Below are 22,288 nucleotides of genomic sequence, written 5' to 3'. Positions count from 1 at the left end.
GCTCACTCGGCGTAGCGGCCCGCATGCTCGGCGCGGATGCGCTTCTTGTCGAGCTTGCCGACGCTGGTCTTGGGGATGGCTTCGACGAACAGGACCTGATCCGGCCACTGCCACTTGGCGAAGGCGCTGCCCAGGTACTCCTTCAGTTGTTCCTGGGTCGCCTGCTGGTCGGGCTTGAGCACCACCAGGGCTAGTGGCCGTTCCTGCCACTTCGAATGCGGAACGCCGACCACGGCGGCGTCGCGCACGGCGGGGTGGCCCATGAGCAGGTTTTCCATGTCGATGGAAGAAATCCATTCGCCGCCGCTCTTGATCACGTCCTTGATGCGGTCGGTAACTTTGAGGTAACCGTTCTCGTCCACCGTTCCGACATCGCCCGAGCGCCACCAGCCGTCTTCCAGGAAACGGTCTGCGGAATCAGGCATGTCGTGGTATCTGGCCGTGATCCAGGGGCCGCGCACGCAAATCTCGCCCGCTGACTTTCCGTCGTGCGGCAAGTCCTTGTCGTCGGCATCGAGGATGCGAATATCCACCCCGGTCAGCACCAGACCCTGCTTGCGCTTGAGGTTCCACTTCTCTTCCTCGGTCAAGCGCTTCTTGAGCGTGGACTTGAGGCGGTTCATCGTCACCAGCGTCGTGGCTTCGGTGGCGCCGTAGGCGTGCACCACCTCAGCACCCGTGAGGTCGTAGAAACCGATCATCATCGACAGCGGCGGCTCGGAGGCGCCAGACAGCATGCGCATGCGGCTGAAGTCCGGCTTGACCTGCATCGTCTCGATGTACTGCAGCATGGGCTGGAAGATGGCCGGTGCGCCGTTGGTGATGGTCACACCCTCAGCGATCATGGCGTCAACCAGCGGCTTGGTGTCTTCGGCAGCGTAGCGGCCCGGCAGCACGATCTTGTCGGCCAGCAGCGTGGCGGCCTGTGGCAGGCCCCAGCACTGCCCGTGGAACATGGGCGTGATGAGCATGACGCAGTCGTCCAGCGTCATGCCCAGATTGGTGGCCATGGCCGTGGAGTGCAGATAGATGCCGCGGTGCGAGTAGTACACGCCCTTGGGCTTGCCTGTGGTGCCGGTGGTATAGCAGGCGCTGTAGGCCGAGGTTTCGTCGATCTCGGGCCAGTCGATCTTCGTGTCGGCGGCGGCCAGCAGGTCTTCGTAGTGCAGCAGCGGTTTCAGCGTGGTCTTGATCTGGTCCAGCGGCTTGTCGGTCATGACAATCCAGCCCTTGATCTGGGGCGAATTCGCTGCGACGGATTCGGCAAGGGGTAGCAATGACTCGTCTACGCAAACGTAGGACACCTTGCTGTGGTCGACCACGTAGCCCAGGTCCTCTGGGCCCAGGCGCAGATTCATCTGCAACATGACAGCACCCAGGCCGGGAATAGACCAGTACAGCTCGAAGTGACGTCGGCTGTTCCAGTCCAGGATGCCGACCCGGTCGCCGGGCTCGACACCGAGCGCGCGCAGTGCATTGGCGCTGCGGCAGATGCGCGCGTAGCAGTCCGCGTAGGTGTAGCGATCCCAGCCGCCATCGGGTGTGCGGTAGACGATCTCCTGGTCCCCATGGGTGCGCGCGGCGTGCCGGATCAGCGTCGTGGTGTTGAGCTGGCGGTCGTTGCCCGTGGTGGACGGGCAGCCGCGGACGATGTGGGTGGTAGCAGTCATTTCTTTGTCTCCTGGGTGGTGGTTGCGTTGAGTGCCTGGAACCGTGGGGCCGAGGCCGCTTCGATGGCGCCGAAAGAGGTGGTCTGGTAGATGCCCCGTGCCGCGTTGTGCGGATGCCGCACTGCCTCGGCCAGGCTGAGCACGGGTGCAAAGCAGGCGTCGCTGCCTTCAAGCAGCGCGCACCAGTGCGCCTGGGGCTGGGTGCGGATGAGGGCCGCGATGCGCTCCTTCAACGCTGGCCACGCCGCCGTGTCGTACTGGTCTGCAGGGTTCACGTCCGCCAGGCCCAACTTGGACAACAGCAATGCGTAGAACGGCGGCTCGATCGCGCCGAGGCTGATGAAGCCGCCGTCGGCGCAGACGTACACGTCATAGAACGGCGAATCGTGGAACGGGCTCGGCTGTGCGCCGTCGATCTGCCCGTTGGCGCGAATCCAGTGCACCAGCGTGCCCAGCATGGCCACGATGTCCACGATGGCTGCGTCCACAACCCGGCCACGGCCGGTGGCCCGTGCATCGACCAGCGCGCAGGCGATGCCAAAAGCCATGCCTAGCGCCCCGGCACCGTCCCCGAGTACCGAGGGCGGCACGATGGGCGCCTGCCCCCTGTGCGCCGACAGCGACAGCAGGCCCGTCAGCGCGACGTAGTTCAGGTCGTGGCCCGCGGCGTGGGCAAGTGGCCCGTCCTGGCCCCAGCCCGTCATCCGGCCATAGACCAGCCGGGGATTGAGCGCCGCGCAATCTGCGGGGCCGAAGCCCAGCCGCTCCATCACCCTTGGGCGAAAGCCTTCGATCAGAGCGTCGGCCTGGGCAATCAGTTCCAGTGCGCGCGCCTTGCCACCGGGCGACTTCAGGTCGATGACCTCGACCTTCTTGCCGCGGTGCAGCGGGTTCTCCACCGCCCCGCCCAGCCGCTGCGCCCCAGCAGCCTGCTCGGCCCGTGCCAGCGCGATCACCTCGGCGCCCATGTCGACCAGCATCCTGGCGGCCAGAGGGCCTGGACCGATGCCCTCAAACTCCACCACACGGACGCCGTGCAGAGGCAACTGCAGCGTGTGCGGCATGTTCACAGCTTCCTCGAAACCAGGTCTTTCAGGACCTCGTTGGCGCCGCCGTAGATCTTCTGCACTCGCGAAGCGGCATACATCCGCGCGATCGGATACTCGGCCATGTAGCCGTAGCCGCCGAACAATTGGAGACACTCGTCCACCACGCGGCACTGCTGTTCGGTGCACCACCACTTGGCCATGTAGGCGGCCTCGTTGTCGAGTGTGCCGTCCAGCAGTCTCTGTGTACAGTCGTTGACGAAGCTGCGCACCACATGCGCGATGGTCGCCATCTCGGCCAGCTTTTGGCGCGTTGTCTGCATGTCGAACAGAGGCGCACCGAATATCTTGCGCTGCTTCGTGTATTCGATGGTGAGCTCCAACGCCCGGTCGATGACGGCCGCCGCCGGCACTGCAATGACCATGCGCTCGTAGGGCAGCGCGCCCATCAGTTGCCCAAAGCCTTGGCCTTCAACGCTCCCCAGCAGTTGGTCGGCTGGAACGCGCACGCTGTCGAAGAAGAGCTCCGCCGTGTCCGAGGCCTGCATGCCAATCTTTTCAAGCAGGCGGCCCACACGAAAGCCTGGCAGGTTCTCGGTCTCCAGTACGAACAGCGACACCCCTTTGCTGCCCGCGCCACTGGTGCGCGCCGCGACGATCAGCAGGTTTCCGGTGAAGCCGTTGGTGATGAAGGTCTTGGCGCCGTCGATCACGTAGTAGTCGCCGTCGCGCCGGGCCCGGGTGGAGATGGCCTTCAGATCCGAGCCGCAGCCCGGCTCGGTCATCGCGATTGCGGCCAGCATCTCGCCGTTCGTCACCTTGGGCAGCCAGCGCTGCTTTTGCGCTTCGGTGCCAAAGTCCAGGATGTAATGCGAAGCGATGGTGTGCACCGCGATATTGACCGGCATCTCGGCCTTGGCCAGTTCGTCCTGCACCACCAGCTGGTAGGCGAGGCTGGCGCCGGCACCACCATAGGTCTCGGGCATCTCGGGCAGCAGAAAGCTCATCCCGCCGAACGGACGCCAGACCTCGCGCGGGATGTAGCCCTGGCGGCGCCATTCGTCGAGCCGGGGAGTGAATTCGGCGGCAACGTAGCGACGCACCTGCTCGCGAAAAGCGTCGATCTCGTGGTCCATCCAGGCGTGGCGATACAGCTGTGGCAGCATGGGCATGTCTCCTTGTATGTTGGCTTCTGACCCCGCACCGGGCGTTCCGCACAGCGCCACTGCCGAAGTGTTTTTGGGGATGCGACAATCGTAATAATTGGCCCCTGCAAGGGCGATAGCGGATTGCCTCAATCAACTGACAAATAACTTCTTTTGGCCCGCGCGACCGGCGTTGGCTCCTTCGATCACACGCAATGCTGCAACCCGTCTTCACCGCTCCTATCTTTGCCGTGCATGGCCTGCTGGACGGCGCGCGCGGCAAGGGGCTGGCCACGCAAGAATGGCTGAAGGGCGTGCTGGGGCGCGCCGGCATCAGCGAATCGCTGCTGGAGCTCGAGGATTCGCGCGTAACCGTGGAGCAGTTCAACGCGCTATTTATCGCTGTCAAGGACAGCCTGAACGACGAGTGCCTGGGCTACCTACATGAGCGACCCATGCGCCCGGGCAGCTTCGCGCTAATGGTGCGCAGCGCGTTCACTGCCCATTCGTTGTCATGCGCCCTGCGTCGCCTGAGCGAATCCTTCGCCCTGCTGCAGGACGACGTGACGCTGGTGCCCGTGACCGAGGGCGCGCTGGGGGGCTTCGCGCTGGAGATGCGCGGCGGCCCGGGCGCACATGCCGAATTCCTTCATGCACATCTGCTGCGCGTGTTCTGGCGCTTGTTGCTGTGGCTGCACGGCGGCCGGCTGGTGCCGCAGCGATTCGACTTCAATTTTGCGCTGCCGCTCCATGCGATGAGCTACGGGCGCATCTTTTCCGGTTCGCTGTGCTTCGGGCAGCCGCGCACGGCCGCCTGGTTCGACGCCGACGCCTTCAAACTGCCGGTGCGGCGCGATCGGGACGCGCTGCAGTCCTTTCTGCGCGCCACGCCGGGCAACGTGGTGGGGCCGCACCTGAACGAGCGCAGCGCCAGCGCGCGGGTCCGCATGGTGCTGCAGCTGGCCAACCCCGAATGGCCCGACCTGCCCGTCACCGCGCAGCGCCTGCATATGTCGGTGAGTGCGTTGCAGCGGCACCTGGCCACCGAGGGCACTTCCTTCCAGGCACTGAAGGACCAACTGCGGCGCGACATGGCGATCGTGCGCCTAACCAGCAGCGAAGCCTCGCTCATCGCCATCGCCGCCGACCTGGGCTTCACCGACAGCACCGCCTTCCAGCGCGCCTTCAAGGTCTGGACCGGCAGCGCGCCGGGAGCCTACCGCGCCCGCTCGCGTAGCCCGCAGCACCCTACATAGAGGCATTCGACCAATTCCGGCACGGCCACGAGGCTGTAGCCGACCACCGAGAAGATCGGCGCCTTCATAGCTGCCGGGTCTTGGCCCACATCGAGCGAGGCTTTCGTGCGCTCAAGAGACTGTTTGCAGCCCTGGCAGTTGCACCGACGGCAGCGCAGCGACAGGCTGCGCCAGGAAGCAGACGCTTTCCGTCAGCCTATCGAGGTCATTCGTCATTGCCACCGTTGAGGCTGACTTCTAAGCTTCCTAAGCTAAAACTGAGCTCGCACTGCATAGGAGTGATGGCTCTGCGCCATTAGGAGCAGCACTGCCAGAATGTAAATCAAGCATCATGACCCACGCAGCCCCGGCACTCTCGTATCCGTTCTCGGATCTCCCACTCCCTGGCCAAGCCACGGAAATCAAGCCTGGTGTGCTGTGGCTGCGCATGCCGCTGCCGTTTTCCCTGGATCACATCAACCTCTGGGCATTGAGCGACGGTCCTGGTTGGGCGGTCGTGGACACGGGCATTCGCAGCGTGGACGTCAGGAACGCGTGGCTCGCCTTGCTCGCTCCGCAGGGGCCGCTAGCCGGCCGACCCATCTCCCGTGTGATAGCGACGCACATGCACCCGGATCATGTGGGCATGGCGGGATGGTTGACACGTCGCTTCGAATGCGCGCTTTGGATGACACGAGACGAGTATTTGAGCTGTCGGGTGATGCTTGCCGATACGGGGCGGGAAGCGCCAGTCGATGGCGTTCGCTTCTATCGGAGGGCCGGATGGAGCGACACCGAGGTGGATGAGTACCGCACCCGGTTCGGTGACTTCGGTAAAATGATCCATCCATTGCCTGACAGCTTTGTGCGGCTCACGGATGGCCAGATGTTGCGGATCGGGGACCAGGAATGGGAAGTCATCGTCGGCACAGGACATTCCCCCGAGCACGCGTGCTTCTACTCGCGCGAACTGGATTTGCTGATATCGGGGGATCAGGTTCTTCCCAGGATCAGTTCCAATACCTCCGTGTACGCCACCGAGCCGCATGCGAATCCTCTGCAGGGCTGGCTCGATTCCATCGACCGGTTGATGCAACGCGTACCTGGGAGCGCCCTGATTCTGCCTGCCCACAACGAACCTTTCCATGGCCTGCACCTACGGTTGGAGCAACTGCGTGCGAGCACCGTCAGAGGCACCGACCGCGTCAGGCAACAACTTGCGCAGCCTCTGAGGGTCATCGACCTGGTTCGCGCCCTGTACCGTTCGTCCATTGTTGCGGAGCAAATGCACCTCAACCTCTCGACCGGAGAGACGCTCGCCCACCTAAACTATCTCGACCAGCGTGCGGAAATCGTGTCTGCAGAAGACGAAGACGGCGCAATGCGCTATCGGCTCGCCTGATGCACTAATTTGCCCTCAAGGATATAGAAGTAACCCAATCAAGCCTGTCATTGACTGGGTTCTTTGCTGATGTGTTTCGAGAGCAATGAGTCCTTGCACCAGCGCGTCGTGTACGGCCTCCAGTTCTTTGAACACCGTGTTGGCAAACCAATCCTGGCACGGCACCTTCCACAGATGCTCGACCGGGTTCAGCTCAAGGCTGGCAGAAACTCTAGGCGCATATTCTGTGGCACATCCAAGTGACCCGCGATGTGCCAACCCGCCTGATCCATGACCATCATGATGAAATCGACGGCATGGCGTCGCGCCATCTCGGCCAGGAACACCTGCATCGTCTCAGCGTTGGCCCAGGGCAGCACCAGAGAGTCAATCACGCCATCGTGCGTGCTGACGGCGGCGAAGGCCGTACAGGGTCTGGCGTTGAGGCGTGCGCCGACGATGGGGCGCGAGCCCCTGGGCACCCAACACTGCCGGGGTGTTCCCAGCAGGCAGAAGCGCCCTTCGTGCTGGAATATCAGCCGCACGCGGCGACCATATTCAGCTTGACGCCTGACCTCTTGGCGCACTTGAACAGTGCTCTCAGAAAGGGGCCGTTTGTCATTCGATCGGGGCGCTTCGTCATCGCGGCTCGCAGCACCGGCACCTAGGATTCCTTGTGTGCGCTGGACGACATGTAGCGGAGCGGCGATGACCGCCGCCCCACGATCCAGAGCCTAACTCAAAGGAGACAAACACGTGTGCCAAATCGACATGCAGAAGCTCGCCGACGACGCTCGCTTTAACCGCTTTCATGCCAAGGTGCTTCTGTGGTGCCTGTTGATTCTCATCATCGACGGCTATGACATCGCCGTGGTGGGCATCGCCCTGCCGTCCATCATGCAGCAGATGGGCGTGAACGCATCGACTGCCGGTTTCATGGCCAGTTCGGCCCTGTTCGGCATGATGTTCGGCGCCATGGTTCTGGGCACGCTGTCCGACCGGATTGGTCGGCGCTGGGCCCTCTCCATTGGCGTCATGCTGTTCAGCGTGTTCACCGCGGCCGCCGGATTCACCAAGGATCCCATCAGCTTCAGCGTGGTGCGCTTCATCGCGGGCCTGGGGATTGGCGGTGTGCTGCCGGTCATCGTGGCACAGATGGTCGAGTACTCGCCCAAGAAGATCCGCAGCCTGATGACGGCGCTGATGACTTCGGGCTACGCACTGGGCGGCATCCTGGCCGCGGTGCTCGGCAAGCAGCTGATCGGCGAGTACGGCTGGCAGGTCGTTTTCATCGCAGCGGGTGTGCCGGTCCTGCTGATTCCGTTCATCCTGAAGCTGGTGCCGGAATCAATGACCTACCTGATCTCGCGCAGCCGCAACGGCGAACTGGCCGAAGTGGCCCGTAATCTCCAGCCGGGAGTCAAGCACCCGGCGGACGCCCAGTTCGTCGTGCCCACCGCCGACCGCGTGGCGGGTGCGCCGGTCTCCCGGCTGTTCCAGGACGGGCGAGGCCCGAGCACGGTGCTGTTCTGGATCGCCTTCTTCTCGGGCCTGTTCATGGTCTATGCGCTCAGCAGCTGGCTGACCAAGCTGATGGCTATGGCTGGCTACAGCCTGGGGTCTGCCCTCAGCTTCGCGATCGCGCTGAACGTTGGCGCCATCATCGGTGCCGTGGGAGGCGGGTGGCTCGCCGACAAGTTCAACATCAAGTGGGTGCTGGTGGGGATGTATGCGCTGGGCGGCGTGCTGCTGTACCTGATGACGTTCCAGACCTCGACCGAGCTGCGTTATCTGATCATCGGCGCGGTCGGCGCCTGCACCACCGGCGCGCAATTGGTGGCCTATGCCTACTGCGGGCAGTTTTACCCGATGTCCATCCGCTCGACCGGCATCGGCATGGCCTCCGGCGTGGGGCGCCTGGGCGCGATCGCGGCGCCGCTGCTAATCGGCCAGATCGTTGCGCTTGAGCTGCCGCTGGAGCAGAACTTCCTGGTGATCGGGGCTTTCGGAATCATCGGCTCGATCGCTCTGGCGTTCATCAGGCATGGCGGCCCGGCGTCGGTGGGCCCGCAAGAGGCTGCACGCGAGTTGCGCCCGTCGCAACAGACGCCGCAAAACGCCTGATCGTAGCCATCAAGGAAATTCGCTGTGTCTGTCTACATAGCCCCCCTGCGCGAAATGCTGTTCGCCATGAAAGAGGTCGGCGGCCTGGACGCGATCTGCGCCCAGCCCGACCATGAAGAAACCACGCCCGACCTGGTCGAGGCCATCCTGCAGGAGGCGGCTAATTACGCCGCTGGCGTGCTGGATCCGCTCAACCGCCCCGGCGACGTGCAGGGCGCGCGCTGGCACGATGGTCGGGTCACGCCCGCCGACGGCTTTCGCGAAGCCTGGGCCAGCTTCTGCGAGAACGGCTGGAACGGCATGCCCGCTGCCACCGAATGGGGCGGCCAGGGCCTGCCCACGCTGGTCTCCACCGCCGTGCTGGAGATGTGGAAGTCGTCCAACCTCGCGTTCAGCCTGTGCCAGATGCTCACGCTGGGCGCGGTGGAGGCCATTGCGCACCATGGCAGCGACGCACTCCAGCGCCGCTTCCTGGCACCCATGGTCGAGGGCCGCTGGACGGGCACCATGAACCTCACCGAGCCCCAGGCCGGCTCTGACCTGGCCGCGCTGCGCAGCCGTGCCGTACACGAGGGCGACCACTACCGCGTCAGCGGCAACAAGATCTTCATCACCTGGGGCGAGCACGACATGGCCGAGAACATCGTGCACCTGGTGCTGGCGCGCCTACCCGATGCGCCACCGGGGGTGAAAGGCATCTCGCTGTTCCTGTGCCCGAAGTACCTGGTCAACGACGATGGCACCCTGGGCGAACGCAACGACTTGGCCTGCACGTCGATTGAGCACAAGATGGGCATCCACGGCAGCCCCACGGCGTCGATGAGTTTTGGCGACAGCGGCGGCGCTATCGGCTACCTGGTCGGCGAGCCGCACCAGGGGCTGGCCTGCATGTTCACCATGATGAACCACGCGCGGCTGAACGTTGGCCTGGAAGGCGTGGGCATTTCCGAGCGCGCCTACCAGCGCGCACGCGCCTATGCGCTGGAGCGGGTGCAGGGCAAGCCGCTGATCAGCGGCAGCACCGCCATCGCAGGCCACCCGGACGTGCGGCGCATGCTGATGGACATGAAGGCCCGCACCGAGGCCATGCGCGCGCTGGCCTACTTCTGCGCCGGTCAGATGGACCGCGCCGCGGGCCACGCCGATGCGCAGGAGCGCGCGCAGGCGCAGGCCCTGGTCGGCCTGCTGATACCGGTGGTCAAAGGCTGGTGTACCGACAGCGCGCAGGGCATCACGTCCGACGGCGTGCAGGTGCATGGCGGCATGGGCTACGTCGAGGAAACCGGCGCCTCCCAGCACATGCGCGACGCGCGCATCACGACCATCTACGAAGGCACCACGGGCATCCAGGCCAACGACCTGATCGGCCGCAAGCTGGCACGCGAGGGCGGGCGCACGCTGAAGGCGCTGCTGGGCCGCATCGACGGCGATGCGCGCCGGTTGGTCGAATCGCCCGATGCAGTGCTGGCGCAGATCGGCCGCGCGTTGGCAGCCGCTGCCCAGGCGCTGGACGAAGCGGTCGACTGGCTGCTGGCCCACGACGGTCAACCCGCGCAGTGCGCGGCGGGCGCCGTGCCCTTCCTGCGGCTGGCGGGCACCGTGATCGGCGGCTGGCTGTCGGCGCGCATGGCCGAAGCCGCTACCGCGCAACTCGCGGCGGGCGCGGGCGATGCGGGCTTTCTCGGTACCAAGCGCGCCACAGCCAGCCATTACGCGGCGCATGTCCTGGTGCAGGCGCCGATGCTGCGCGACATCGTCACGGGCGGCGCCGCCAGCACGCTGGCCCTGGCGGACGATCAACTCTGAATGATCCTGAAAGGAAACCCTCCCATGAAAATCCTGGTTCCCGTCAAGCGGGTGGTTGACTACAACGTCAAGGTCCGCGTCAAGAGCGATGGCAGCGGCGTGGACATCGCCAATGTCAAGATGAGCATGAACCCCTTCGACGAGATTGCCGTCGAAGAGGCTGTGCGGCTCAGGGAGAAAGGCGCGGCAACGGAGATCGTCGCCGTCTCGTGCGGCGTGTCTCAATGCCAGGAGACGCTGCGCACCGCCATGGCCATCGGTGCCGACCGCGGCATCCTAGTCGAGACCAATGAAGAACTGCAGCCGCTGGCCGTGGCTAAGCTGCTCAAGGCCCTGATCGACAAGGAACAGCCCGGCCTCGTGATCCTGGGCAAGCAGGCCATCGACGACGACTGCAACCAGACCGGCCAGATGCTGGCGGCGCTGGCCGGTCTGCCGCAAGCCACCTTCGCCTCCAAGGTCGAGCTCGCCGGCGACAAGGCAGCCGTGACCCGCGAAGTGGACGGCGGCCTGGAAACCCTTAGCCTCACGCTGCCCGCGGTCATCACCGCCGACCTGCGTCTGAACGAACCGCGCTACGTCACCTTGCCCAACATCATGAAGGCCAAGAAAAAGCCGCTGGACACCATCAAGCCCGAAGACCTCGGCGTTCAAGTCGCCCCGCGCCTGAAGACCCTGAAGGTGACCGAACCCGCCAAGCGCGGCGCCGGCGTGAAGGTGGCTGACGTGGCCGCCCTGGTCGAAAAACTCAAGAACGAAGCGAAGGTGATCTAAATGTCGGTACTCGTTATTGCTGAACACGACAACGCATCCATCAAGGGCGCAACCCTGAACACCGTGACGGCTGCAGCCGCTTGCGGTGGCGACGTGCACGTGCTGGTGGCCGGCCACAATGTCGGCGCTGCCGCACAAGCCGCCGCCCAGATCGCCGGTGTCGCCAAGGTCATCCACGCCGACGCCGCAGGCTTGGCCCACGGCCTGGCCGAGAACGTGGCCGCCCAGGTGCTGGCCATCGCCGGCAACTACAGCCACATCCTGTTCCCGGCCACGGCCGGCGGCAAGAACGTGGCCCCCCGCGTGGCCGCCAAGCTCGACGTCGCCCAGATCAGCGACATCACCAAGGTGGTGAGCGCCGACACCTTCGAACGCCCCATCTACGCCGGCAATGCCATCGCCACCGTGCAAAGCAGCGACGCCACCAAAGTCATCACCGTGCGCACCACCGGCTTCGACGCCACAGCGGCGACCGGAGGCAACGCAGCAGTGGAAACGGCAACCGCAGCGGCAGACACCGGCAAGAGCAGCTACGTGGGCAGCGAAATCGCCAAGAGCGACCGGCCCGAACTGACGGCGGCCAAGATCATCGTCTCCGGCGGCCGTGCGCTGGGCAGCAAGGAAAAATTCGACGAAGTCATCACCCCGCTGGCCGACAAGCTGGGCGCGGCCATCGGCGCGAGCCGCGCGGCGGTGGATGCGGGCTACGCGCCCAATGACCTGCAGGTGGGCCAGACCGGCAAGATCGTGGCGCCGCAGCTGTACGTGGCGGCGGGCATCTCGGGGGCGATCCAGCACCTGGCGGGCATGAAGGACTCCAAGGTGATCGTGGCGATCAACAAGGACCCGGAGGCGCCGATCTTCAGCGTGGCCGACTACGGGCTGGAGGCGGACCTGTTCGCGGCTGTGCCGGAACTCGTCAAGGCCTTTTAACTTGGATGAGATACACCATGGAGCTTCGGCATTTGCGTTGCTTTATAGCGGTGGCCGAAGAACTTCACTTTGGCCGCGCAGCGGAAAAGCTGCACATCGATCAGTCCCCTTTGTCGCGCACCATCAAGGAGATAGAGGAAGAGCTCGGGGCGCAACTGTTCACGCGAACCACGCGAAGCACCCGCCTGACCTTTGCCGGAATGGCATTCCTGGAGCGGGTGCCGCGAATCTTCGAAGCTCTGAAACAGGCGTGTGACGGCGTCAAGTCCGCCGCCAGTGGGTTTCAGGGACAGTTGCGCATCGCTTTGTCCGATGGCATCACGCCCTCGCGAATGCCGACGCTGCTGGCACGGTGCCGAGAGGAAGATCCAGAGATTGACATTCGGTTATTTGAGGTGCCGTTGGACCAACAGATCAAGGGTCTGCACGATGACCTGTATGACGTCGGCTTTTCGATGGCCGAAGAGGTGGGCGACGGCATTGTGGTCAGGCCTGCGTGGGAAGACGAGCTGATGGTGGCGGTCCCAGCTCGCCATCCTGTGCTGGCCCACAAGCACGTTCCGTTGGAAGAAGTGCTGCGCTATCCGCTGGCGCTATGCGATCCGGCGATATGCGAAGGCCATGCACGCCAAGTTGATCGCGTTTTGCAGCGCTACGAGCAACAGCCACTGATCGCCCAGCGCGTGGCGTCCTATGAGGTGATGATGACCTTAGTCTCCGCCGGATTGGCACTTGGTTTGGCGGGCGCCGCGCACATTGCATCCGGCCGTGGGCCAGGTGTTGTGGCCCGGCGCTTGGCGGGCAAGTCGCAGATGCTGGCCACGTATCTGCTGCACCGTGACGTGGAGCCCTCCGAAATGCTGGCTCGGTTCATCGCACGAGTGGACTCCATTGATTCGGCGGATGGCTCCAGCGCCGCCGAGGACTCCTGATCCACCTGCTGAAAGGACCCAAGCCATGCCCCGATTCCTGTCGCTGCTGATGGCCGCTGCACTGACAGCCTCCTGTGGGCCATCCCAACCGACGGAAACCGTGGACTTCCTCGTGGCCCATCCTGAGCGTCTCAAGGAAGTCCAGCGCCTGTGCAAGGAAGAGCGCGCGAAGGCCGGCGAAGAACTCTGCCGACGTGCCGCCGAAGCCGCGAATCGCCGCTTCTTCGGTGATCGGCCGGAGCAGAAGCCTCAATAGGGCACCCCTCCGTCGCGGCGCCGCGACGAAGGTCTCACTGTTACCTCATCACGCCGCAGCGCGCTCGCGCATGCGGCATTTTTATTGTCTTCGCCACAGCAATAAGTCTGGCTCTTTTGGCCTGAATCCCCGCCACAACGGTCTTTGACCGACCTGCACGCTCGCCTTGATCCTCGGCACTACGGCACGTTCCTGTGCCGTAGTGGGAGGTTGACCAATGCAAGGAACGAACGTGCTGTTCGGTCAGATTGCCGTTGTCTTCGGCATCGTGATCGCTGGCGTATGGAGCGCTACGCAATGGACGGCCGCCGCCCTGGGCTACCAGCTACGCCTGGGCTCGCCGTGGTTCGATTTCTTCGGCACGCCGGTCTATCACCCCTGGCGCCTGTTCGAGTGGTGGTTCTTCTTCGACGCCTACGCGCCGCATGTCTTTGACGTGGGCGGTGCCATTGCCGCAGGCAGCGGCCTGATCGCGGTGGTGGTTGCCATCGGCATGTCGATCTGGCGCTCGCGCCAGTCCAAGCTGGTCACGACCTACGGGACGGCTCGCTGGGCCAACGCGGAGGACATTTGCAAGGCGGGGCTTGACCAGCCTGCGGGCGTGTTCCTCGGCCAGCATCGCCAGCAGTACCTGCGACATGAAGGCCCAGAGCATGTTCTGACCTTCGCGCCTACCCGCTCGGGCAAAGGCGTGGGCCTGGTGGTTCCCACCTTGTTGAGCTGGCCTGCATCGGCCGTCATTCACGACATCAAGGGCGAGAACTGGAGCATCACCGCCGGCTGGCGCTCGCGCTTCTCGCATTGCCTGCTGTTCAACCCGACCGATGCGAAGTCGTCGGCCTACAACCCACTGCTGGAGGTGAGGCGCGGCGCGCACGAAGTGCGCGACGTGCAGAACATCGCAGACATTCTGGTCGATCCCGAAGGAGCACTGGAGCGGCGCAACCATTGGGAGAAGACCTCGCATGCGCTGCTGGTTGGGGCCATCCTGCACGTGCTCTACGCAGGCGAAGACAAGACGCTGCGCGGAGTCGCCAACTTCCTCAGCGACCCGGCCTGTCCCTTCGAGCTGACCCTGCATCGGATGATGACCACGCCGCACATCGGTGGTGGGCCGCATCTGGTGGTGGCATCGGCAGCGCGCGAAGTCCTGAACAAATCGGACAACGAGCGTTCCGGCGTGTTGAGCACCGCCATGTCATTCCTCGGCCTGTACCGCGACCCCACGGTGGCCGAAGTCACCTCGCGCTGCGACTGGCGCATTGCCGACCTGATCGCGGCCGAGCATCCGGTGTCGCTGTACCTGGTGGTGCCGCCTTCGGACATTTCGCGGACGAAACCGCTCATTCGCCTGATCCTCAACCAGATCGGGCGACGGCTGACGGAATCGCTCGACGGCAGCGATGGCATCGCGCGCCGCCACAAGCTGCTATTGATGCTCGACGAGTTCCCCGCGCTCGGACGGCTCGACTTCTTCGAGACGGCCCTGGCCTTCATGGCCGGCTACGGTATCCGCAGCTTCCTCATCGCCCAGTCGCTCAACCAGATTGACAAAGCCTACGGCCAGAACCATTCGATCCTGGACAACTGCCATGTCCGGGTGACGTTCGCCACCAACGACGAGCGCACCGCCAAGCGCATCTCCGAAACGCTGGGCACCGCGACCGAGCTGCGCGCGCAGCGCAACTACGCCGGCCACCGGCTCGCGCCATGGCTCGGGCATCTGATGGTGTCGCGCCAGGAGACGGCACGTCCGCTGCTCACGCCGGGCGAGGTAATGCAGCTTCCGCCCGACGAGGCCGTGGTGATGGTGTCCAGCGTGGCGCCCATCAAGGCCAAGAAGCTGCGCTACTACGCGGACAGCAATTTCAAGCGGCGCGTGCTTCCGCCGCCGGTGCTTGCAACCCTGTCCATGCAGGGGCGCTATGCCGATGTGCCACCGGAACGCGCCGACGACTGGAGCGGGCTGGCGATTCCCGCCATGCCGGTCGCACCGACGGCCGACGCCGCCGATGGGCTGGAGAACCTGGGTTCGGCCGACGACAGCGGCCCACGCCGCCAGCCCGAACTTTCCGAAGCCGTCACCTACGACCCCGACCTGGTTGCGCCCGCAGCCGACCTCGGGCTGCTCGATGACGACGACATGCCGCATCCCCTTCCTCGCCAGCTCGATCCGGCCCTGCAGCGCACGGCCCGGCTGGCTTCCCTCGACCCTGACGACGGAATCGACCTATGACCCAACACCGCCTCAATGTGTTCATCCAGCCGGAGCACAGCAAGCGGCTCGATGAACTGGCCGCCAAGAAGGGCGTGTCCAAGTCCAGCATCGTCGCGGCGGCCCTGGCCTCCTGGCTGTCGCCCGATGCGGCCGACCAGCGCGAGGCGGCAATTGCCAAGCGGCTGGACCGCCTGTCGCGCCACGCCGAGCGCCTGGAGCGCGACCAGAACATTGCCATCGAAACATTGGCGCTGTTCATCCGCTATTTCCTCACGGTGAGCACACCCGTGCCCGAGGCCCATCAGGATGCCGCTCGCGCCCAGGGCAAGGCCCGCTTCGAGCAGTTCGTCGAACAGCTCGGACGGCATTTGCTGCGCGGGCGCAGCCTGGTGCGGGATGTGGTGGAGGAACTGCACACCGATCCGACGCGACCGGAGGGCGCTGCGGCCGTCGCGGATGCCCAGGAGCGTGCCTTATGAGCGCCGTTCCTTCCTCCTTCACGGCCACCTCGCTGGATCGCCGCATCCAGATGCTGCGCACGGCCATGGGGCCGCTGATCGCTGCCGCGCTCGAAGACCCAGACGTGGTGGAAATCATGCTCAACCCGGATCGCACGCTCTGGGTGGATCGCCTGTCCACGGGCCGCGCGCCGATGGGTGTGGAGCTGTCCGAGGCCGATGGCGAACGCATCATCCGCCTCGTCGCTGCCCATGTCGGCGCCGAAGTGCATCGCGGCCAGCCGCTGTTGACGGCCGAACTGCCGGAAACCGGCGAACGCTTCGAGGGCATCCTGCCGCCCGCTGCGCCGGGGCCGGCCTTCGCGTTGCGCAAGCGCGCCGTGGGCGTGATCCCGCTGTCGCGCTACATCGAGGACGGAATGATGACCGCCGCGCAGGCGGGCCTGCTGGTGCGTGCGGTGCGCGAGCGCCAGAACATCCTGATCGCCGGCGGCACCAGCACGGGCAAGACGACTTTAGCTAATGCGCTGCTCGCCGAGATCGCAGCCACGGGCGACCGCGTGCTGGTGCTCGAAGACACGGTGGAGCTGCAATGCGCGGCGCGCGACCACGTGCCGCTGCGCACGCGCCAGGGCGTCGTGTCCATGACCGAGCTGGTGCGCTCGTCCATGCGCCTACGCCCGGATCGCGTCGTCGTCGGCGAGGTGCGCGGCGCCGAGGCACTGGATCTCATCAAGGTCTGGGGCACGGGTCACCCCGGCGGCATCGCCACGATCCATGCCGGCTCCGCGCTGGGTGCGCTGCTGCGCCTGGAGCAACTGATTCTCGAAGTGGCGGTGAACCCGCCCCGTGCGCTGATCGCGGAAGCGGTCAACGTGGTCATCCACATCGCCGGGCGCGGGCGCAAACGCCGCATCGAGAGCATCGCCCGCGTCGTCGGCTTCGATGGCGTGGGCTACCAACTGGCGGATGCGCTGGAGGCTCCATTCCCGGAGCTGCTGCCGCAGTCCGACCTTTCCTCCCTGTCCCCTGACCACTCTGGAGAACTTCCATGACGCACGCTGATGCTTTCCGTATTTCCGCAAATCCGCTTCCTCGGCCCGCACGGCTGGATGGCCTGGCTCGCCCGGCCATGCAGGGCTTGATGCTCGCGGCGCTGATGTTGCTGCTCGCAGGCACCGCGCAGGCCGCGGGTTCCTCGATGCCCTGGGAAGGGCCGCTGCAATCCATCCTCGAATCCATCCAGGGGCCGGTGGCGCGCATCGTCGCGGTCATCATCATCATCGCCACGGGCTTGGCGCTGGCCTTCGGCGATACCTCGGGCGGGTTCCGCAAGCTGATCCAGATCGTGTTTGGCCTGTCCATCGCGTTCGCCGCTTCGAGCTTCTTCCTGTCGTTCTTCAGCTTCTCCGGTGGGGCCGTCGTATGAACGGCCCACACGATGGAATACCCGGCTTCGAGGTGCCGCTACATCGGTCTCTGACCGAGCCGATCCTGATGGGCGGCGCTCCGCGCACCGTGGCCATCACCAACGGCACCTTGGCCGCTGCCGTGGGCCTGGGCTTGCAGATGTGGATTCCTGGGCTGGTGCTTTGGATCGTCGGCCATTCGCTGGCGGTCTGGGGTGCGCGTGTCGATCCGCAGTTCATGGCCGTGTTCGCGCGGCACATCAAGCACCGGCCGCTGCTGGACGTGTGAGGTGATGCCATGCTGAACCTTGCCGAATATCGCCAGCGCCCGGCCTTGCTCGCCGACTGGTTGCCCTGGGCCGGGCTGATCGCACCGGGCGTCGTCTTGAACAAGGACGGCAGTTTCCAGCGCACGGCCCGGTTTCGCGGGCCTGACCTCGATAGCGCAACGCAAGGCGAACTGATTGCCACGTCGGCGCGCTTGAACAACGCGCTGCGTCGTATGGGTTCGGGCTGGGCGCTGTTCATCGAAGCCGAGCGCCGGCCCGCAGCCGACTATCCGCACTCGGAGTTTCCCGAGCCGTTGTCGTGGCTGGTGGACGAGGAACGCCGCGCTACGTTCGAGGACTCGGGCAACCACTTCGAGAGCGGCTATCACCTCACGCTGGTGTATCTACCGCCCGAGGAGGCCCGCGCCCGTGCGGTCGGAATGCTGTACGAGAACCGTCCGACCGAGGGCGTGGACTGGCGTGAGCGCCTGACCGCGTTCGTCGCGGAGACGGATCGGATTTTCGACCTGCTCGATGGTGTGATGCCGGAGATTGCGTGGCTCGATGACAGCCAGACGCTGACCTACCTGCACTCGACTATTTCCACGCGGCGCTACCGCGTGGGCGTGCCAGAGGTGCCATTCCACCTCGATGCCTTGCTGGCCGATTCCGCGCTGATCGGCGGACTGGCACCGATGCTGGGCGACCAGCACCTGCGCGTGGCGACGGTGCGGGGATTTCCAACTTCGACTTGGCCGGGGATTCTGGATGACCTCAACCGTCTCAGCTTTGCGTACCGCTGGAGTACGCGCTTTCTCTGCCTCGACAAAGCCGATGCGGAAAAAGAGCTTTCCCGCCTACGCCGCCAGTGGTTCGCCAAGCGCAAAAACGTCATCGCGCTGCTGCGCGAGACGATCTTCCAGCAGGAAAGCCCGCTGGTCGATACCGACGCCAGCAACAAGGCCACCGATGCGGATGCTGCCTTGCAAGAGCTGGGCAGCGATCAAGTGGCCTTCGGCTACGTGACGGCGACCGTCACAGTCATGGACGCGGATGCCGCCGTGGCCGACGAGAAGCTGCGCAGGGTGGAGCGCGTCATCCAGGGGCGTGGCTTCGTCACCATCCCCGAAACGCTCAACGCCGTGGATGCGTGGCTGTCGTCCATTCCGGGCCATGCCTACGCCAACGTCCGCGAGCCCATCGTCTCGACGCTGAACCTGGCGCACCTGATGCCGGTGTCGGCGGTATGGGCCGGGCCGGAGAAGAACGCGCATCTCGACGGCCCGCCGCTGATCGTCACGCGCACTGAGGGCGCGACGCCGTTCCGGCTGGTTACGCACATCGGCGACGTGGGCCACACGCTGGTGGCTGGGCCAACCGGTATGGGCAAGTCCGTGCTGCTCGCCACTTTGGCGATGCAGTTTCGGCGCTATCGCGGCTCGCGCATCTTCGCCTTCGACATGGGGCGCTCGATGCGCGCCACGATCCTGGGCCTGGGCGGCGAGCACTACGACCTTGGGCTGGATGGCGAGATCGCTTTCCAACCACTCGCGCGCATCGACCGCGAGGGCTACCGCACCTGGGCGGCTGAATGGATCGAAGGCCGTTTGCGGCATGAGGGCGTGGCCGTCGGCCCCGAGGAGAAGGTGGCCATCTGGTCGGCGCTGGGAAGCCTGGCCGGAGCTCCGGTGGAGCAGCGCACGATGACGGGCCTTTCCGTACTGTTGCAATCGAACGCGCTGCGGCAGGCGCTCGCGCCCTATGTGCTCGGCGGCGCCCACGGCAAGCTGCTGGACGCGGATTCGGATCGACTGGGCTCCGGCTCCGTGCAGTGCTTTGAGATGGAAGAGCTGATGCACAGCAAGGCCGCCGTCATGGCCGTGCTGCATTACCTCTTTGCACGGTTCGATGAACGCTTTGACGGCGCACCGACGCTGCTGATCCTCGATGAAGCATGGCTGTTCCTCGATGACCCGGTGTTCGCGGCGCGCATCCGCCAATGGCTCAAGACGCTGCGCAAGAAGAACGTGAGCGTCATCTTCGCCACGCAGAGTCTGGCGGACATCAAGGATTCGAGCATCGCGCCCGCGATCATCGAGAGCTGCGCGAGCCGCATCTTTCTGCCGAACCCGCAGGCGACCGAGCCGCAGATTCGCACGATCTACGAGGGCTTCGGTCTTAACAGGCGGCAGATCGAAATCGTCACTACCGCGCAGCCCAAGCGCGACTACTACTACCAATCGCGCCTCGGCAACCGTCTGTTCGACCTCGACCTGGGCGCCGCGACTTTGGCCTTCGCGGGCGCCTCCACGCAACAAGACCAGCGTGACATCGACGCGGTGCTCGCTGCCGCTTCATCCGTCTCCACCCCGTTCGCAGCCGCATGGCTGCGCCACCGCAGCCTCGATTGGGCGGCCGATCTGCTGCGCGATTTCCCCGGCCCCGCGCCGGGTGCCGCCCCCATCCCCAGCCATCTCCAGGAGAACCTGCCATGAAGCCCCATGCCCACAAGCTCGCTGCGCTGACCACCGCCTGCGTGCTCGCCTTCGGCATCGCGCAGCCCGCGCATGCACTGTTCGGCGTTGGCGACATCGTGTTCGATCCGACCAATCTGGTGCAGAACACGCTCACCGCCGTTCGCACGCTGGAGCAGATCAACAACCAGATCCGCCAGCTCCAGAACGAAGCGCAGATGCTCATCAACCAGGCGCGCAATCTGGCCAGCCTGCCGTCCAGCGTGGTGGGCCAGTTGCGCGCGAACCTGGCGACCACTCAACGGCTGATCGCCCAGGCCAAGGGCCTGGCCTACGACGTGACGAGCATCGACCGCGAATTCGCACGCCTGTATCCCGAGCAGTACGCCGCCACGGTGAGCGGCAATCAGATGTACCGCGATGCGCGGGAGCGCTGGAAGCATACGCTCAATGGCCTGCAGACCACCATGCAGATGCAGGCCCAGGCCTCGCAGAACCTGAGCGACGACGAAGGCGCGCTGGCCGACCTCGTGGGCAAGAGCCAGTCGGCCGTCGGCGCCCTGCAGGCGATGCAAGCCATGAACCAGTTGCTGGCCCTGCAGGCCAAGCAGTCCATCCAGACGCAGCGGCTGCAGATCACGCAGGATCGCGCGGCCTCGCTGGAGCTGGCGCGGCAGGCCGCTGCCGTGGAGCGTGGCCGCGAGGTGAACCGGCGCTTCGTGGGCACTGGTACGCCGTACACGCCGCAGCCCGTGAACTTCTACAGCCGCTGACGGAGCCGGGCCATGAACGATGTTTCGGTCATTGACCGCTTCCTCGACGTTTTTTCGCGCTACATCGACTCGGGATTCGGCCTGGTGCAGGGCGAGGTGGCGTTCCTGACCGCAACGTTGATCGTCATCGACATGACGTTGGCCGGGCTGTTCTGGGCGATGGGGCATGCCACCGGCCAGGGCGAGGACGTGATCGCCAAGCTGATCCGCAAGGTGCTGTACGTGGGTGCCTTCGCCTACATCATCGGCAACTTCAACACCCTGGCGGGCATCCTGTTCCGTTCCTTCGCCGGGCTGGGCCTGACGGCCAGCGGCTCGACCTTGAGCATGGGCAACTTCCTGCAGCCGGGACGGCTGGCCAAGGCCGGTATCGACGCGGCGGCACCCATCCTCGACCAGATCCGGGAGATGGCGGGCTTCCCCGAGGTGTTCATCCACATCGCGCCCATCGTCGTGCTGTTCCTCGCGTGGCTGGTGGTCATCGTCAGCTTCTTCGTGCTGGCGGTGCAGCTCTTCGTCACGCTGATCGAGTTCAAGCTGACCACGCTGGCGGGCTTCGTGCTGGTACCGTTCGCCCTCTGGAACAAGACGGCGTTCCTCGCCGAGAAGGTCTTGGGCAACGTGGTGTCCTCAGGCATCAAGGTACTGGTGCTTGCCGTCATCGTGGGCATCGGCTCGGGGCTGTTCGCCGAATTCCGGATACCGCCTGGCTCCGAGCCCTCCATCGACCAGGCACTGGTCATCATGCTGGCCTCGCTGTCACTGCTGGCCCTGGGCATCTTCGGGCCGGGTATCGCGACGGGGCTGGTGTCCGGCGGGCCGCAGCTCGGCGCGGGTGCGATGGCCGGTGCTGCCATCGGCGCGGCCGGAACCGCCGTGGTGGTCGGCGCCGCGGCCTCTGGCGTCGGCAGCGCCGTGGCGGCCGGAGCGCGCATGGCACCTGCCGCCGCCAGGATGGCTGGGGACGGTGTCCGCTCGATGGCATCGACCGCCAGCGGCGCCCGGTCGGCGTACCTGGCGGGCTCCGCCTCAGCCGGTGGCGGCCTCAAGGGGGCCGCCGCTGGCGTGGGCAATGTCGCCAAGACCGGCGCACACGCGGCCGGGCAGAAGGTGGCCGACGGAGCGCGCTCGATGAAGGAGCGCGTCGCCGCCGCCTTCCGACCCGATGACGCCGAATCGACGTCGGGGGCAGCTGCTGGGACGCAGAGCAGCAGCGAAGCCGCCGCACCGCCCCCATCCACCGAGCAGCCCGCCTGGGCCAAGCGCCTGCATCGCAGGCAGCAGCTCACCCATGCCGCGACCACCGCCGCCCACACGCTGCGCGGCGGCGATGGCGGCAGCTCCAGCCAGGGCCCAAGCCTTCGCGATTCCGATTCATAAGGAGA

The 22,288-nt window shown here is 65.4% G+C and carries 20 protein-coding genes; 16 read left to right on the top strand and 4 right to left on the bottom strand.

Annotation, left to right across the window (positions count from 1 at the left end; genetic code table 11):
• Positions 1-2 precede the first annotated feature (2 nt).
• Genes O987_RS15855 through O987_RS15845 form a run of 3 tightly spaced genes read right to left on the bottom strand, consistent with a single transcriptional unit; the run spans position 3 to position 3,882 of the window.
• A complete protein-coding gene (locus O987_RS15855; RefSeq protein WP_043373381.1) occupies positions 3-1,670 on the bottom strand; it encodes a long-chain fatty acid--CoA ligase in 1,668 nt (555 codons plus the stop codon).
• On the bottom strand, positions 1,667-2,734 hold the full coding sequence (locus O987_RS15850; RefSeq protein WP_043373378.1) for a CaiB/BaiF CoA transferase family protein: 1,068 nt from the start codon (positions 2,732-2,734) through the stop codon (positions 1,667-1,669). The genes O987_RS15855 and O987_RS15850 overlap by 4 nt, the downstream gene beginning before the upstream one ends.
• 2 nt (positions 2,735-2,736) lie before the next feature.
• Positions 2,737-3,882, bottom strand: a complete 1,146-nt coding sequence (locus tag O987_RS15845) for an acyl-CoA dehydrogenase family protein (protein WP_012436220.1) — start codon at positions 3,880-3,882, stop codon at positions 2,737-2,739.
• 194 nt (positions 3,883-4,076) lie between these two features.
• Between O987_RS15845 and O987_RS15840 the strand changes: the two genes are divergently transcribed.
• Positions 4,077-5,117 (top strand): AraC family transcriptional regulator, encoded by a 1,041-nt coding sequence (locus tag O987_RS15840; RefSeq protein ID WP_027015141.1) that lies wholly within the window; start codon positions 4,077-4,079, stop codon positions 5,115-5,117.
• Positions 5,118-5,448: 331 nt separating this feature from the next.
• On the top strand, positions 5,449-6,498 hold the full coding sequence (locus O987_RS15835) for an MBL fold metallo-hydrolase (protein ID WP_172671677.1): 1,050 nt from the start codon (positions 5,449-5,451) through the stop codon (positions 6,496-6,498).
• A 188-nt stretch (positions 6,499-6,686) separates the two neighbouring features.
• Here the strand turns inward: O987_RS15835 and O987_RS15830 are convergent, their stop codons facing one another.
• Positions 6,687-7,022 (bottom strand): transposase, encoded by a 336-nt coding sequence (locus tag O987_RS15830; RefSeq protein ID WP_235214160.1) that lies wholly within the window; start codon positions 7,020-7,022, stop codon positions 6,687-6,689.
• A 211-nt stretch (positions 7,023-7,233) separates the two neighbouring features.
• On the opposite strand from O987_RS15830, the gene O987_RS15825 reads away from it, so the two are divergent.
• The 14 genes from O987_RS15825 to trbL all read left to right on the top strand — a co-directional run bounded on the left by O987_RS15825 (position 7,234) and on the right by trbL (position 22,283).
• Positions 7,234-8,601, top strand: coding sequence for an MFS transporter (locus O987_RS15825; RefSeq protein WP_043373375.1), 1,368 nt, complete (start codon positions 7,234-7,236; stop codon positions 8,599-8,601).
• Positions 8,602-8,625: 24 nt separating this feature from the next.
• Complete coding sequence (locus O987_RS15820) at positions 8,626-10,407, top strand: acyl-CoA dehydrogenase (protein WP_043373373.1); 1,782 nt, start codon at positions 8,626-8,628, stop codon at positions 10,405-10,407.
• Between the two features lie 24 nt (positions 10,408-10,431).
• Positions 10,432-11,181: an electron transfer flavoprotein subunit beta/FixA family protein gene (locus O987_RS15815; RefSeq protein WP_015014594.1), complete on the top strand. Its 750-nt coding sequence runs from the start codon at positions 10,432-10,434 to the stop codon at positions 11,179-11,181.
• Positions 11,182-12,114, top strand: coding sequence for an electron transfer flavoprotein subunit alpha/FixB family protein (locus O987_RS15810; RefSeq protein WP_043373371.1), 933 nt, complete (start codon positions 11,182-11,184; stop codon positions 12,112-12,114).
• Between the two features lie 17 nt (positions 12,115-12,131).
• A complete protein-coding gene (locus O987_RS15805) occupies positions 12,132-13,046 on the top strand; it encodes a LysR family transcriptional regulator (RefSeq protein ID WP_027015136.1) in 915 nt (304 codons plus the stop codon).
• A gap of 25 nt (positions 13,047-13,071) precedes the next feature.
• The gene (locus O987_RS15800; protein WP_027015135.1) at positions 13,072-13,302 is read left to right on the top strand and encodes an EexN family lipoprotein; all 231 of its coding nucleotides are present in this window, start codon (positions 13,072-13,074) and stop codon (positions 13,300-13,302) included.
• Positions 13,303-13,519: 217 nt separating this feature from the next.
• A complete protein-coding gene (locus O987_RS15795) occupies positions 13,520-15,538 on the top strand; it encodes a conjugal transfer protein TraG (RefSeq protein ID WP_043373367.1) in 2,019 nt (672 codons plus the stop codon).
• Entirely contained in the window at positions 15,535-15,999 is a 465-nt protein-coding gene (locus O987_RS15790) for a CopG family transcriptional regulator (protein WP_012436232.1), read from the top strand. The genes O987_RS15795 and O987_RS15790 overlap by 4 nt, the downstream gene beginning before the upstream one ends.
• Positions 15,996-17,033: a P-type conjugative transfer ATPase TrbB gene (gene trbB / locus O987_RS15785; protein WP_043373364.1), complete on the top strand. Its 1,038-nt coding sequence runs from the start codon at positions 15,996-15,998 to the stop codon at positions 17,031-17,033. The genes O987_RS15790 and trbB overlap by 4 nt, the downstream gene beginning before the upstream one ends.
• The gene (locus tag O987_RS15780) at positions 17,030-17,407 is read left to right on the top strand and encodes a TrbC/VirB2 family protein (protein WP_011806062.1); all 378 of its coding nucleotides are present in this window, start codon (positions 17,030-17,032) and stop codon (positions 17,405-17,407) included. Before trbB ends, O987_RS15780 begins: the two co-directional genes overlap by 4 nt.
• The gene (locus O987_RS15775; RefSeq protein WP_011806061.1) at positions 17,404-17,676 is read left to right on the top strand and encodes a VirB3 family type IV secretion system protein; all 273 of its coding nucleotides are present in this window, start codon (positions 17,404-17,406) and stop codon (positions 17,674-17,676) included. Before O987_RS15780 ends, O987_RS15775 begins: the two co-directional genes overlap by 4 nt.
• 9 nt (positions 17,677-17,685) lie before the next feature.
• On the top strand, positions 17,686-20,151 hold the full coding sequence (gene trbE, locus O987_RS15770) for a conjugal transfer protein TrbE (RefSeq protein WP_043373360.1): 2,466 nt from the start codon (positions 17,686-17,688) through the stop codon (positions 20,149-20,151).
• Positions 20,148-20,903 carry a P-type conjugative transfer protein TrbJ gene (gene trbJ / locus O987_RS15765; protein ID WP_043373357.1) on the top strand — a complete coding sequence of 252 codons (756 nt, stop codon included), beginning with the start codon at positions 20,148-20,150 and terminating at the stop codon, positions 20,901-20,903. The genes trbE and trbJ overlap by 4 nt, the downstream gene beginning before the upstream one ends.
• A gap of 12 nt (positions 20,904-20,915) precedes the next feature.
• Positions 20,916-22,283, top strand: a complete 1,368-nt coding sequence (gene trbL / locus O987_RS15760; RefSeq protein ID WP_043373355.1) for a P-type conjugative transfer protein TrbL — start codon at positions 20,916-20,918, stop codon at positions 22,281-22,283.
• Positions 22,284-22,288 lie beyond the last annotated feature (5 nt).

Source organism: Comamonas testosteroni TK102 (assembly GCF_000739375.1).
In the GTDB taxonomy this organism is placed as follows: domain Bacteria; phylum Pseudomonadota; class Gammaproteobacteria; order Burkholderiales; family Burkholderiaceae_C; genus Comamonas; species Comamonas brasiliensis.
Note: the sequence above shows the minus strand (reverse complement) of the source record. Positions and strands in the feature narration are given on the sequence as shown.

What these genes read in the sequence shown, in the direction of transcription:
- trbJ (WP_043373357.1), top strand. Translation starts at nt 20,148, where the DNA reads ATGAAGCCCCATGCCCACAAGCTCGCTGCGCTGACCACCGCCTGCGTG.
- O987_RS15795 (WP_043373367.1), top strand. Translation starts at nt 13,520, where the DNA reads ATGCAAGGAACGAACGTGCTGTTCGGTCAGATTGCCGTTGTCTTCGGC.
- O987_RS15790 (WP_012436232.1), top strand. Translation starts at nt 15,535, where the DNA reads ATGACCCAACACCGCCTCAATGTGTTCATCCAGCCGGAGCACAGCAAG.
- trbB (WP_043373364.1), top strand. Translation starts at nt 15,996, where the DNA reads ATGAGCGCCGTTCCTTCCTCCTTCACGGCCACCTCGCTGGATCGCCGC.
- O987_RS15805 (WP_027015136.1), top strand. Translation starts at nt 12,132, where the DNA reads ATGGAGCTTCGGCATTTGCGTTGCTTTATAGCGGTGGCCGAAGAACTT.
- trbL (WP_043373355.1), top strand. Translation starts at nt 20,916, where the DNA reads ATGAACGATGTTTCGGTCATTGACCGCTTCCTCGACGTTTTTTCGCGC.
- O987_RS15780 (WP_011806062.1), top strand. Translation starts at nt 17,030, where the DNA reads ATGACGCACGCTGATGCTTTCCGTATTTCCGCAAATCCGCTTCCTCGG.
- O987_RS15845 (WP_012436220.1), bottom strand. Translation starts at nt 3,882, where the DNA reads ATGCTGCCACAGCTGTATCGCCACGCCTGGATGGACCACGAGATCGAC.
- trbE (WP_043373360.1), top strand. Translation starts at nt 17,686, where the DNA reads ATGCTGAACCTTGCCGAATATCGCCAGCGCCCGGCCTTGCTCGCCGAC.
- O987_RS15810 (WP_043373371.1), top strand. Translation starts at nt 11,182, where the DNA reads ATGTCGGTACTCGTTATTGCTGAACACGACAACGCATCCATCAAGGGC.
- O987_RS15800 (WP_027015135.1), top strand. Translation starts at nt 13,072, where the DNA reads ATGCCCCGATTCCTGTCGCTGCTGATGGCCGCTGCACTGACAGCCTCC.
- O987_RS15850 (WP_043373378.1), bottom strand. Translation starts at nt 2,734, where the DNA reads ATGCCGCACACGCTGCAGTTGCCTCTGCACGGCGTCCGTGTGGTGGAG.
- O987_RS15775 (WP_011806061.1), top strand. Translation starts at nt 17,404, where the DNA reads ATGAACGGCCCACACGATGGAATACCCGGCTTCGAGGTGCCGCTACAT.
- O987_RS15835 (WP_172671677.1), top strand. Translation starts at nt 5,449, where the DNA reads ATGACCCACGCAGCCCCGGCACTCTCGTATCCGTTCTCGGATCTCCCA.
- O987_RS15815 (WP_015014594.1), top strand. Translation starts at nt 10,432, where the DNA reads ATGAAAATCCTGGTTCCCGTCAAGCGGGTGGTTGACTACAACGTCAAG.
- O987_RS15855 (WP_043373381.1), bottom strand. Translation starts at nt 1,670, where the DNA reads ATGACTGCTACCACCCACATCGTCCGCGGCTGCCCGTCCACCACGGGC.
- O987_RS15840 (WP_027015141.1), top strand. Translation starts at nt 4,077, where the DNA reads ATGCTGCAACCCGTCTTCACCGCTCCTATCTTTGCCGTGCATGGCCTG.